At 70.2% G+C, this 12013-nt stretch carries 11 protein-coding genes; 9 read left to right on the top strand and 2 right to left on the bottom strand.

From position 1 onward, the window contains the following. Positions 1-24: 24 nt before the first annotated feature. Complete coding sequence (locus tag QA861_RS04955) at positions 25-1596, top strand: alpha-L-fucosidase (RefSeq protein WP_334586978.1); 1572 nt, start codon at positions 25-27, stop codon at positions 1594-1596. Positions 1597-1675: 79 nt separating this feature from the next. Here the strand turns inward: QA861_RS04955 and QA861_RS04950 are convergent, their stop codons facing one another. Then, on the bottom strand, positions 1676-2413 hold the full coding sequence (locus tag QA861_RS04950; RefSeq protein ID WP_334586977.1) for a FadR/GntR family transcriptional regulator: 738 nt from the start codon (positions 2411-2413) through the stop codon (positions 1676-1678). Between the two features lie 166 nt (positions 2414-2579). Here QA861_RS04950 and QA861_RS04945 point away from each other — a divergent pair, with 166 nt between their 5' ends. From QA861_RS04945 to QA861_RS04910, 8 genes are read left to right on the top strand one after another with little or no spacing between them, the layout of a single operon-like run. Continuing rightward, the gene (locus QA861_RS04945) at positions 2580-3662 is read left to right on the top strand and encodes a sugar ABC transporter substrate-binding protein (protein WP_334586975.1); all 1083 of its coding nucleotides are present in this window, start codon (positions 2580-2582) and stop codon (positions 3660-3662) included. Next, entirely contained in the window at positions 3659-5185 is a 1527-nt protein-coding gene (locus QA861_RS04940; RefSeq protein WP_334586974.1) for a sugar ABC transporter ATP-binding protein, read from the top strand. The genes QA861_RS04945 and QA861_RS04940 overlap by 4 nt, the downstream gene beginning before the upstream one ends. After that, positions 5178-6203 carry an ABC transporter permease gene (locus tag QA861_RS04935; protein ID WP_334586973.1) on the top strand — a complete coding sequence of 342 codons (1026 nt, stop codon included), beginning with the start codon at positions 5178-5180 and terminating at the stop codon, positions 6201-6203. The genes QA861_RS04940 and QA861_RS04935 overlap by 8 nt, the downstream gene beginning before the upstream one ends. A gap of 28 nt (positions 6204-6231) precedes the next feature. After that, the gene (locus tag QA861_RS04930) at positions 6232-7572 is read left to right on the top strand and encodes an L-fuconate dehydratase (protein ID WP_334586972.1); all 1341 of its coding nucleotides are present in this window, start codon (positions 6232-6234) and stop codon (positions 7570-7572) included. After that, a complete protein-coding gene (locus tag QA861_RS04925) occupies positions 7569-8324 on the top strand; it encodes an SDR family NAD(P)-dependent oxidoreductase (protein WP_334586971.1) in 756 nt (251 codons plus the stop codon). Before QA861_RS04930 ends, QA861_RS04925 begins: the two co-directional genes overlap by 4 nt. A 50-nt stretch (positions 8325-8374) precedes the next feature. Next, complete coding sequence (locus QA861_RS04920; protein ID WP_443041542.1) at positions 8375-9364, top strand: aldo/keto reductase; 990 nt, start codon at positions 8375-8377, stop codon at positions 9362-9364. Next, on the top strand, positions 9361-9675 hold the full coding sequence (locus QA861_RS04915) for an L-rhamnose mutarotase (RefSeq protein WP_006377637.1): 315 nt from the start codon (positions 9361-9363) through the stop codon (positions 9673-9675). Before QA861_RS04920 ends, QA861_RS04915 begins: the two co-directional genes overlap by 4 nt. Next, positions 9672-10508, top strand: coding sequence for an amidohydrolase family protein (locus QA861_RS04910; RefSeq protein WP_334586969.1), 837 nt, complete (start codon positions 9672-9674; stop codon positions 10506-10508). Before QA861_RS04915 ends, QA861_RS04910 begins: the two co-directional genes overlap by 4 nt. Here the strand turns inward: QA861_RS04910 and QA861_RS04905 are convergent. After that, the gene (locus QA861_RS04905; protein WP_334586967.1) at positions 10496-11920 is read right to left on the bottom strand and encodes a lipase maturation factor family protein; all 1425 of its coding nucleotides are present in this window, start codon (positions 11918-11920) and stop codon (positions 10496-10498) included. The genes QA861_RS04910 and QA861_RS04905 overlap by 13 nt on opposite strands. Positions 11921-12013 lie beyond the last annotated feature (93 nt).

Here is a 12013-nt window from a genome sequence, read left to right as displayed (position 1 = left end):
ATTTGACCCGAGGAGTCGTTCCCCATGACAGTCTCCAGACGTCTCTTCGTCACGGCGGCCGCCGCGATCGCCGCATCCAGGGGCACCTCACAGGCCCTCGCCGCCCCGGCTCCGGCAGCGGCTCCGCTCGGGGCCCCGGTCGCGGAGGAACCGGCCTTCCGTATCCCCGTCGGCCCCACCGACTCCGCCGAGGTCCTTGTCCGCAAGGCATCCCAAGTCAGGCCCACCGCACGGCAGATCGCCTGGCAGCGGCAGGAGCGGACCGCGTTCCTGCACTTCGGCGTCAACACCTTCACCGGCCTCGAATGGGGCACGGGCGACGAGGACCCGGACGTCTTCCAGCCGGCCGGCCTCGACACCGACCAGTGGGCGCGGGCCCTGCGCGACGGCGGCTTCCGGCTCGCCATCCTCACCGTCAAGCATCACGACGGCTTCGTCCTCTACCCCTCCCGGTACACCGGCCACTCGGTGGCATCGAGCAGTTGGCGTGGCGGACAGGGCGACGTACTGCGCTCGTTCGCCGACTCCATGCGGCGGTACGGGCTGAAGGTCGGCGTGTACATCTCCCCGGCCGACGAGAACCAGTATCTGCACGGTGTCTACGCCAACGGCAGCGCGCGCACCGAGCACACCATCCCGACACCGCTCGCAAACGACGACCGCCCGGACGGCCCGGTGTTCACCCTCCCCGCCACCGACTACGGCGCCCATATGCTCGACCAGCTCTACGAGGTCCTCACCGAGTACGGGCCCGTCGACGAGGTCTGGTTCGACGGCGCCCAGGGGCGCATCCCGCCGGACAAGGTCGAGAAGTACGACTGGGACAGCTGGTACACCCTCGTCCGCGCCCTCGCCCCGGACGCCACGATCGCCGTCTCCGGCCCCGATGTCCGCTGGGTCGGCAATGAGGGCGGCCTGGCGCGCGAGAACGAGTGGAGCGTCGTACCGGTCACCGAGAAGGACTACGGCCGGACCGACTTCGCGCTCTCCTACGACGCGGCGGACATGGGCGGCCGGGACGCCCTCGTCGCGGCTCGTGGGGTGGCCGACTACGTCCAGTGGTGGCCGGCCGAGTGCGATGTGTCGATCCGGGACGGCTGGTTCTACCACGCCGACCAACAGCCCAAGACAGTCGACCAGTTGACCGAGATCTACTTCGGCTCGGTCGGCCGCAACGCCGTACTCCTCCTCAACGTCCCGCCGGACACGGACGGCCGCCTCGCCGCCTCCGACGTCACCCGGCTGAAGGAGTTCCGGGAGCGCGTCGACCGGGAGCTGCCGGCCGACCTGACGCTCGGGGCCCAGGTGACCCGGACGCCGGGGACCGTCACCGTCGACCTCGGCAGGGAGCGGGAGGTGGACCGGGTCCGGCTCGCGGAGGACATCCGGCTCGGACAGCAGGTCGAGGACTTCGTCGTCGAGGTGTTCACCGGGGGCCGCTGGACCCGGGTGGCGGGGGCGGGCACGGTCGGTGCGAGCCGGATCCTGCTGCTGACGGCACCCGTACGGGCCCGGCGGTGGCGGGTTCGGGTGACGCGGGCGCGCGCGGAGGTGCGGATCGCGGAACTCGGCCTCTACCGGTCGGCGCCGGCCTGACGATCGAGGGGACGCCCCGCGCCCCCCGCAAGGGGCGCGGGGAACTGCGCGACCAGCCCCGACCGGGCCCGCGGACAAGTCACGGCCCTCCCAGCGGAGCGTCGTGCTGCCCCCGCAACCACTGCTCCACCTCCCCCACGTGCGCCGCCGCTGCCGCTCGGGCCGCCTCCGGGTCGCGGGCGACCAGCGCACGGTGGATCGCCGCGTGCTCACGCCGCGTGCGCGCGAACGCGCCCTCCTCCTGGTAGGCGCGCCAGACGCGGGCGCGGAAGGTGCGGGAGGAGAGGCCCTCCAGGATCGCCGCCATGCTGTCGTTCCCGGCCGCGGCGGTGATCGCGCGATGGAAGGCCAGGTCGTGGGCGAGGATCTCCTCGGGATCGTCGGTGGCGTTCATCGCCGTGAGGTGCTTCTCCACCTCCGCGAGCTGGTCGGGGGTGATCCGTGCGGCGGCCAGCGCGGTCGCCGTCGACTCCAGGATGCGCCGGACCTCCAGCAGCTCGGCCAGCCGCGGGCCCCGCGAGAGATCCGCGACCACACCGAAGGTCTCCAGCAGATCGCCGGCCTCCAGCTGGGTCACGTAGATACCCGAGCCGTGCCGGGCCTCCAGCACGCCCATCACGGTGAGCGCCCGGATCGCCTCCCGCATCGAGCTGCGCGAGATGCCCAGTCGGACGGCGAGATCACGCTCGGTGGGCAGCCGCTGGCCGGGTTCCAGGCGGCCCTCGCCGATCATCGCCTTTATCTGCTCGATGGCGCGCTGCGTCACGCTGCCCTTCTGCGGGGCGGCCTCTGTGCTGACGGCCGGGATCTCGTCCACGCCGTGTCCTCCTGTCGCCGGGTGCCGCCGCAGTCTAACCAGTAGAGTGGTCGGACCACTACAGGTCCAATTGAGGAAAATTTGGCCCTGTGGGGTGTTCTAACCTGGAAGTGGTCTGATAAATATGCGGTCATCCGCTCGATCACGCTCAACGAGGAGCTGTCAGATGTTCGACAGAACAGTGGGGAACCCGAAGAAGCGACGCAGGACGACCGGCGTCGGCGCGGTGGCCGTGGCCGCCTGTGCCGGGCTGGTGCTCAGCGCCTGCGGCAGCACCAAGGACAGCGTCGCCTCGGGTGGCAACGACGGTGGCGGGACCGGCAAGGTAGGGGTGATCCTCCCGTTGCTGACGTCGCCGTTCTGGCAGGCGTACAACGACTATGTGCCGAAGATGGCCAAGGCCGAGGGCGTCGACACGCTGAAGACCGTCAACTCCAACAGCGACCCGGCGCAGCAGATCACCGACATCAACAACCAGCTCAACCAGGGTGTGAAGGGCCTGGTGGTGGCGCCTCTGGACAGCGCCGCCATCGAGGCAGGACTCGACCAGGCCGAACGCAAGGGCGTGCCCGTCGTGGCCGTCGACGTGGCGCCCGAGAAGGGCAAGGTCGCCATGGTCGTACGCGCCAACAACGTCGCGTACGGCGAGCAGGCCTGCGAGTACCTGGGCAAGCACATCACCTCGGGCAAGGTCGTCCAGATCATGGGCGATCTCGCGTCGGTGAACGGCCGTGACCGGTCGGAGGCGTTCCGGGCCTGTGTGAAGGCGAAGTTCCCGAAGCTCAAGGTGCTGGAGATCCCCGCCAAGTGGGAGTCGGACACCGCGGCCTCCAAGCTCGACACACTGCTCAACGCCAACCCGGACCTCAAGGGCATCTACATGCAGGCCGGCGGGGTCTACCTCGCGCCCACGCTCCAGACCCTGAAGTCCAAGGGGATGCTGAAGAAGGCGGGCCAGCCCGGGCATATCGCCATCGTCTCGAACGACGGCATCCCGCAGGAGTTCGACGCGATCCGCAAGGGTGAGATCGACGCGACCGTCTCGCAGCCCGCGGACCTCTACGCCAAATACGGCATGTTCTACATCAAGGCCGCGATGGAGGGGAAGACCTTCAAGCCGGGCCCGACCGACCACGGCTCCACGATCGTCAAGCTGCCCAGCGGCATCCTGGAGGACCAGCTGCCCGCCCCCCTGGTCACCAAGGACAACGTCGACGACAGCGCGCTCTGGGGCAACACGGTCGGATGAACAGCCAGCCACGGGAGAACCCACACACCGCCGCCGTACCGCTCGTCGAGGCGCGTGACATCACCAAGCGGTACGGCCCCACCACCGCGCTCCAGGGCGGCCGGCTCACCGTCCTGCCGGGTGAGTCGCACGCCCTCGTCGGCCGCAACGGCGCCGGAAAATCCACCCTGGTCACCATCCTCACCGGCCTCCAGACCCCCGACGAGGGCACGGTCAGCTTCGACGGCCGGCCCGCCCCTCCGCTCGCCGACCGCGACGCCTGGCGCTCCAAGGTGGCCTGCGTCTACCAGAAACCCACTGTCGTCCCCGAGTTGACGGTCGCCGAGAACCTCTTCATCAACCGGCAACCCACCGGCCGAGGCGGCGCGATCAGCTGGCGCCGATTGCGCGCCGAGGCCGCCGAACTCCTCGACACCTGGGACGTCCACGTCGACCCGGAGGCCCGCACCGCCGAGCTCAAGGTCGAGGACCGCCAAATGGTGGAGATCGCCCGGGCGTTGAGCATCGGCGCCCGGTTCATCGTCCTCGACGAACCGACCGCCCAGCTCGACAGCCGGGAGATCGACCGGCTCTTCACCCGGATGCGCGCACTCCAGGACTCCGGCGTCACCTTCCTGTTCATCTCGCACCACCTCCAGGAGGTGTACGAGGTGTGCCAGACGGTGACCGTCCTGCGCGACGCCCGCTGGATCACCACCGCCCCCGTCGCCGACCTTCCGCGCCAGGCCCTGGTAGAGGCCATGGCCGGTGAGTCGATCGCCGAACAGGCCTTCACTCCCAAGGGAGTCGAGCCCGGGGCGCCGGTGCTGCTGGCAGCCGAGGGGCTCACCTCACCGGCGTACGAGAACATCGACCTGACCGTGCGCCGCGGTGAGGTCGTCGGGCTCGCCGGCTCCAGCGCCAGCGGCAAGATCGAGCTGGCCGAGTCCTTCGCCGGACTGCGCACACCCACCGGTGGCAGCGCCCGACTCGACGGCGAACGGCTGCCGTTCGGCGATGTGCAGGCGGCGTTGACGGCGGGCGTCGCCTGTGTGCCGCGTGACCGGCACGAGGAGGGGCTGGTCTCCGGCATGACCGTCGGGGACAACGCCACCATGAGTGTCCTGCGCCGCCTCGGCCGGTACGGCTTCGTCTCCGAGAGCCGCAAACGCGGCTTCGCCGCAGGCCTCATCGACCGTCTCGACATCCACACCGAGGGCCCTGACCAGCCCGTGTCCGACCTCTCCGGCGGCAACGCGCAGAAGGTCGTCATGGCCCGCGCACTCGCCTCCGACCCCAAACTGCTCGTCCTCATCAACCCCACCGCGGGCGTCGACGTGAAGTCGAAGGAGTCCCTCCTCGCGCGCATGGACAGCGCCAGCGAGGACGGCACCGCCGTCCTGGTCGTCTCCGACGAACTCGACGATCTGCGCCGCTGCGACCGCGTCCTCGTTCTCTTCCACGGCCGCGTCGTCGCCGAGCACCCGGCGGGCTGGCGCGACCACGAGCTGATCGCCTCCATCGAAGGAGTGGACCATGGCTGACACGAAGGCCTCACCGGCGAGGACGGCGCCAGTGCCCAACGTGCGGTCGGCGAGGACCGTGCTGCTGCGACGGGCGCGCGAACTCGCCCTGGTTCCAGCGCTGTTGCTGCTACTGCTGCTCGGTTCCGTCCTCAACGACTCCTTCTTCACCGAAGCCACCCTGATCTCCATCCTGGCCTCGTCCGCCGCGCTGGCGATGGTGGTACTCGCCGAGTCGCTGGTGCTCATCACCGGTAAGTTCGACCTGTCGCTCGAATCGATGGTCGGCATCGCGCCTGCGGTGGCGGCGCTCCTGGTGCTGCCGGCGGCCCAGGCCGGCTGGGGTACCGAACTCCCCGTGGGCGTCGCTCTGTTGGCCATCCCCCTGGTGGGCGCGGTCGTCGGTGCCTTCAACGGCTTTCTCGTGGTGAAGGTGAAGCTCAACGCGTTCATCGTCACCCTCGCCATGCTGATCGTCCTGCGCGGACTCCTCGTCGGGGCAACCAAGGGCAAGACGCTGTTCGGCATGCCGGACGCGTTCTTCTCGCTGGCCACCACCACCTTCCTGCACATCCCCCTGTCGGTGTGGCTCGCCGCCGCGGCGTTCGCCGTCGCCGGGCTGGTGCTCAAGTACCACCGGGTCGGCCGGTCGCTGTACGCGATCGGCGGCAACCTGGAAGCGGCGCGCGCCGCGGGCATCCGAGTCGACCGGGTCCGCCTGGGGGTCTACGTCGTCGCTGGTGTCCTCGCCTCGGTCGGTGGACTCATGTACACCGGCTACGTCGGCGCGATCGGCGCGAACCAGGGCGAGAACATGATCTTCACCGTGTTCGCCGCCGCTGTCATCGGAGGCATCAGCCTCGACGGCGGCCGGGGCACCATGTTTGGGGCCCTGACCGGCGTTCTCCTGCTGGGCGTGGTCAAGACCATGCTCACCCTGGCCCAGGTGCCGTCCTTCTGGATCGACGCCATCTACGGCGGAATCATCCTGCTCGCACTCGTGATCGCCCGTCTCACCACCGGCCGAGCCCAGGACTGATCCCTTACACCCAACCGAAAGGCCTTCCGTGTCACCGACTCCCGCCCGCGTCACCGCGGTCGACACCTACGACATCCGGTTCCCCACCTCGCGGGAGCTCGACGGCTCCGACGCGATGAACCCCGACCCCGACTACTCGGCGGCCTACGTCGTGCTGCGTACCGACGCCGCCGACGGGCACGAGGGGCACGGGTTCACCTTCACCATCGGGCGGGGCAACGAGGTCCAGGTCGCCGCGATCGACGCGCTGCGCGGTCATGTGATCGGCCGGTCCGTCGACGAGCTGTGCGCGGACCCGGGCACCCTGAACCGCGACCTGATCGGCGACAGTCAGCTGCGCTGGCTCGGGCCCGAGAAGGGCGTGATGCACATGGCGATCGGCGCCGTCGTCAACGCCGTGTGGGATCTCGCCGCGAAACGGGCCGGCCGGCCCCTGTGGCGGCTGCTCGCCGAGGCGGAACCCGAGTGGCTCGTCCGGCAGATCGACTTCCGCTACCTCACCGACGCGCTCACCCCCGAGGAGGCCCTCGACCTGCTGCGCCGGGGCCGGGAGGGCGCCGCCGATCGCACCGCCGAGCTGCTGGCGACGGGATTCCCCGCCTACACCACCTCCGCCGGCTGGCTCGGCTACGACGACGAGAAGCTCACCCGGCTCGCCGCCGAGGCCGTCGCCGACGGCTTCACACAGATCAAGCTCAAGGTCGGATCGGACCTTGAGGACGACATGCGCCGCTGCCGGGTCGCCCGCAGTGTCGTCGGCCCCGACATCCGTATGGCGATCGACGCCAACCAGCGCTGGGACGTCGACGAGGCGATCCGCTGGACCAAGGCGCTCGCCGAGTTCGACCCCTACTGGATCGAGGAGCCCACCAGCCCCGACGACATCCTCGGCCACGCCACGATCCGCCGGGCCGTCGCACCCGTCAAGGTCGCCACCGGCGAACACGTCCAGAACCGCGTCGTCTTCAAGCAACTCCTCCAGGCCGACGCCCTCGACATCGTGCAGATCGACGCGGCCCGCGTCGGCGGCGTCAACGAGAACCTCGCCATCCTGCTTCTCGCCGCCAAGTTCGGTGTCCCCGTCTGCCCGCACGCGGGCGGCGTCGGCCTGTGCGAACTCGTCCAGCACCTGTCGATGTTCGACTACGTGGCGCTGGCCGGCACGACCGAGAACCGGGTCATCGAGTACGTCGATCATCTACACGACCACTTCCTCGACCCCGTGGTGGTCAGGCAAGGTCATTACCTGGCACCGACCGCGCCGGGCTTCTCCGCGACCATGCGGCCCGAGTCCGTCGCGGAGTACACGTTCCCCGGCGGCAGTTTCTGGGCCGCCGACCTGGCGAAGGAGAAGGGGCACGCCGCATGACCGACTTCGAGGGTCTCAAGGCGCTGGTCACGGGCGGCGCGTCCGGCATCGGCCGGGCCACCGCGGAACTGCTGGCGGCACGCGGCGCCCAGGTCGCAGTCCTCGACCTGGACCCGTCGTCGGTCGAGGAACCGCTGCTCGGACACAAGGCGGACGTCACCGACGACACGTCCGTACGGGAGGCGGTCGCCGCGGCCGTGGCCGATCTCGGCGGCCTCGACATCGTCGTCAACAACGCCGGCGTCGGCGCCCAGGGCACCGTCGAGGACAACGACGACGAGGAATGGCACCGCGTTTTCGACGTCAACGTGCTCGGCATGGTCCGCGTGGCCCGCGCCGCGCTGCCGCACCTGCGGAACTCGGCGCACGCCGCCATAGTGAACACCTGCTCGATCGCGGCCACGGCCGGCCTGCCGCAGCGCGCCCTGTACAGCGCCACCAAGGGCGCCGTGTACTCGCTGACCCTCGCCATGGCCGCCGACCACGTGCGTGAGGGTGTCCGCGTGAACTGCGTCAACCCGGGGACGGTCGACACTCCGTGGATCGGCCGTCTCCTCGACGCGGCCCCCGACTCCGCCGCAGAACGCGCCGCGCTGGAGTCCCGCCAGCCCACCGGCCGCCTGGTCTCGGCAGCCGAAGTCGCGGGCGCCATCGCCTACTTGGCGAGCCCCCTGTCCGGCGCCACCACCGGCACCGCGCTCGCCGTCGACGGCGGCATGCAGGGCCTGCGGCTGCGCCCGGCGGGCCGGTGAACATGCCGAACAACACGTCAGAGAGCCTCCCCGGGTCCGCACCCGTGCCCATGCCGGTGCACGCGCTCGGCCGCAGCGGCGTCGAGATCACCGGCCTGGGCTTCGGCGCCGCCGCCATCGGCAACCTCTTCACCGAGGTCACCGAGGAACAGGCGCACGACGCCGTGTCCGCCGCCTGGGACGTCGGCATCCGCTACTTCGACACCGCGCCGCACTACGGCATCGGCCTCTCCGAACGCCGCCTCGGCGCGGCCCTGCGCGAGCACCCGCGCTCGGCGTACACCCTCTCCACGAAGGTGGGCCGGCGCCTGGAGCCGGCCGGGGCCCCGGCCGGTGACGACCTCGCAGGCGGCTTCGCGGTCCCCGCCACCCACACCCGGGTCTGGGACTTCAGCGCCGACGGCGTTCGCCGCACCCTGGAGGCGAGCCTGGAGCGGCTCGGCGTCGACCACGTCGACGTCGTCTACCTCCACGACCCCGACGACCATGCCGAGGCCGCCTTCCGCGAGGCCTACCCGGCGCTGGAGAAACTCCGCTCGGAAGGCGTCGTGCGCGCCATCGGCGCGGGGATGAACCAGGCGGAGATGCTCACCCGCTTCGTCCGGGACACGGACGTCGACGTGGTGCTGTGCGCCGGCCGCTACACGCTCCTCGACCGGAGCGCGCTCACCGAACTCCTGCCGGCCGCGGTCGAACGTGGCACGTCCGTGGTGATCGGCGGCGCCTTCAACTCCGGTCTGCTGGCGGACCCCAGGCCCGGAGCCACCTACGACTACGCGACCGCGTCAGGTGAGTTGCTGGACCGCGCCCTGCGCATGAACGCCGTCGCCGACCGGCACGGCATCACCCTGCGCGCCGCCGCGCTCGCTTTCTGCGCGGCTCACCCGGCCGTCGCCGGCGTCCTCGTCGGCACTCGTTCGGCCGCCGAAGTCCGTGACTGCGCCGAGCAGTTCGCGGTGCCCGTGCCCGAGGCCTTCTGGCAGGAGCTCAAGGACACCGGCCTGCTGTCCGCCGACGAGCCGTCTCAGGAGCCGTCATGAGAGTCGCCCTGCACACCAGGGTCCGCGCCGACCGCGTCGCCGAGTACGACGCCGCCCACCGTGAGGTGCCCGTCGAGCTGACCGACGCGATCCGCGCCGCCGGGGCCACCTCCTGGACGATCTGGCGCAGCGGCACCGACCTCTTCCATGTCCTGGAGTGCGCGGACTACGGCCGCCTCCTCGCCGAGTTGGAGAAACTGCCGGTCAACGTGGCCTGGCAGGCACGGATGGCCGAACTTCTCGACGTGGTGCACGACTACTCCACCGAGGGCGCGGAGTCGGGGCTGCCGGTCGTCTGGGAGCTGCCGTGACGGTCGTCGACGCGCACCACCATGTGTGGGAGCTGTCGGTCCGGGACCAGGACTGGATCGCCGAGGACAGTCCACTGCGTCGGGACTTCACCATGGAGGACCTCGCGCGGGACGCCCGCACGGCCGGAGTCGGCCGTACTATCCTCGTCCAGACGATCACCGTGCCCGAGGAGACCCCGGAGTTCCTGACGCTCGCGGCGGAGCACGAGCCGATCGCGGGCGTCGTCGGCTGGACGGACCTGACGCGTCCCGACATCGCCGACGAGCTGGCCAGGCTGCGTGAACTCCCCGGCGGCGAGTACCTGAAGGGCATCCGCCACCAGGTTCAGGGCGAGCCGGATCCCGAGTGGCTGCTGCGCCGGGACGTGCGCCGAGGTCTTGCCGCTGTCGCCGAAGCGGGCCTGGTGTACGACCTGATCGTCCACCCGCACCAGCTGCCCGCGTGCGTCGAGACGGTCAGGTCATTGCCTCAACTCACCTTCGTCCTGGACCACTTGGGAAAGCCGCCGATCGCCTCCGGCACGCTGGAACCCTGGGCCTCGGACCTCCGTTCCCTGGCCGCCCCGCCCAACGCCGTGGGAAAGCTATCCGGCCTGGTCACCGAGGCGGACCACGCCTCCTGGACGACCGAGGACGTGCGCCCGTACGCGGACACGGCCCTGGACGCCTTCGGCCCCGGCCGGCTGATGTTCGGCTCGGACTGGCCGGTGTGCACGCTCGCCGCGTCCTACGGCCAAGTGGTGTCCCTGGCCGAGGAGTTGACCGCCTCCCTCGACACGGGCGAACGCGAGCAGGTCTTCGCGGGCACCGCGACCCGCGTCTACGGCCTCTGAACCGACCCGGCCAGCCGCGTCGGCGGCATGAACTCCCGTACGTACACCCGCTCCCAGTACGCACCCGTCGCCCGGCGTTCCCGCCAGGTCGTGAACCGGTACCGGAAGAGTCGGGCGCGGACATGGCGCGGGGGCGCGTCCGGCGGGAACGGGGAGCGGCGCAACAGCCGGAGCGTGTCGGGGTCGTTCTCCAGTAGCCGCTCGACCAGCGCGCCGAACCACGAACCGGCGTACGCGGGCGACAACGCGGCGAACCACATCATCCAGTCGAGCCGCAGATGGTAGGGCGCGAACTGGCGTGGCCGGCACGCCGGTTCGCCCGGCTTGCCCTTGAACTCGTACTCCCGCCAGCCGGAGTCCTCGCGCGGTATCTCGTCGGCCGTGCCCTCGACGATCACCTCGTACCGGATGCGGCTGACGCTGCCGAAGGCGCCGTAGCTGTTGACCAGGTGGCACGGGTCGAAGGAGCGGTTCATGACCTGGCGGCGCGAGAGCATGTTGCGGACCGGACGGTAGCTGAGGGCCACCAGCGCCGTCCCGACGGTCAGGACCACGATCTCGTACCAGAGCGGGGTGTCGGGGACAGACGTAGGCGCCGTGTCCGGGAGACGCACCGCCGACAGGGCCAGCACGATCGTGATCCAGTTCAGCCAGGCGAAGTTGCCCGACAGAACCAGCCACAACTGGGTGACGGCCATCAGCGACGCGGCGGCGGTCGCCACCGGCTGCGGGGTGAACAGCAGGACGGGGACGGCGAGTTGGGTGACATGGTTGGCGGCCGTCTCGATCCGGTGCACCGGCCTCGGAAGACGGTGGAAGTACCAGCTCAGCGGGCCAGGCATGGGCTGTGTCTCATGGTGGAAGTCGAGGCAGGTCAGTTTCCGCCAGCACGCGTCGCCGCGCATCTTGATCAGGCCTGCGCCGAACTCGACGCGGAACAGGATCCAGCGCAGCAGGAACAGCACGACGATGGGCGGCGCGACCTCGTCGTTGCCCAGGAAGACGGCGAGGAAGCCGGTCTCCAGGAGCAGCGACTCCCAGCCGAAGCCGTACCAGGTCTGACCGACGTTGACGATCGACAGATACATCGCCCATGGCAGCAACCACAGCAACATCCCGCCCCAGAGGGGGAGTTGCCCGTCCAGTCCCGCGAGCAGCGCCACCGACACCGCGCAGCCCGTCCAGGACCAGCAGGCGAAGAAGCGGTCGGAGTAGTGGAGTTGGAACACGCTCGGTGCCTGTCCGAAAGGCAGGTGGGCGACCAGCCGGGGGACCGGAAGCATGCCCCGCTCGCCGATGAGCGCCCGGAACTGGAGGGCCGCGCCCAGGAAAGCAGCGAGGTAGACGCAGGCCAGGCCGCGTTGGAGGAGCAGACGGCTCAGCCAGTAGTCGGGTGCGGTGAACCACTCCATGCCCCGGTCCTCCCTTCTCCCTTTTCTCTCTCTTTCCCTCCATTGTGACGCTGGGTGACCATCTCGGCTTGCGTAGGCCGAGTGGGCGACGCA

The organism is Streptomyces sp. B21-083, from assembly GCF_036898825.1.
Taxonomy (GTDB): domain Bacteria; phylum Actinomycetota; class Actinomycetes; order Streptomycetales; family Streptomycetaceae; genus Streptomyces.
The sequence above is the reverse complement of the archived record's forward strand: the minus strand, read 5'-3'. Positions and strand labels throughout refer to the sequence as shown.

What these genes read in the sequence shown, in the direction of transcription:
- QA861_RS04955 (WP_334586978.1), top strand. Translation starts at nt 25, where the DNA reads ATGACAGTCTCCAGACGTCTCTTCGTCACGGCGGCCGCCGCGATCGCC.
- QA861_RS04945 (WP_334586975.1), top strand. Translation starts at nt 2,580, where the DNA reads ATGTTCGACAGAACAGTGGGGAACCCGAAGAAGCGACGCAGGACGACC.
- QA861_RS04940 (WP_334586974.1), top strand. Translation starts at nt 3,659, where the DNA reads ATGAACAGCCAGCCACGGGAGAACCCACACACCGCCGCCGTACCGCTC.
- QA861_RS04935 (WP_334586973.1), top strand. Translation starts at nt 5,178, where the DNA reads ATGGCTGACACGAAGGCCTCACCGGCGAGGACGGCGCCAGTGCCCAAC.
- QA861_RS04925 (WP_334586971.1), top strand. Translation starts at nt 7,569, where the DNA reads ATGACCGACTTCGAGGGTCTCAAGGCGCTGGTCACGGGCGGCGCGTCC.
- QA861_RS04920 (WP_443041542.1), top strand. Translation starts at nt 8,375, where the DNA reads ATGCCGGTGCACGCGCTCGGCCGCAGCGGCGTCGAGATCACCGGCCTG.
- QA861_RS04915 (WP_006377637.1), top strand. Translation starts at nt 9,361, where the DNA reads ATGAGAGTCGCCCTGCACACCAGGGTCCGCGCCGACCGCGTCGCCGAG.
- QA861_RS04905 (WP_334586967.1), bottom strand. Translation starts at nt 11,920, where the DNA reads ATGGAGTGGTTCACCGCACCCGACTACTGGCTGAGCCGTCTGCTCCTC.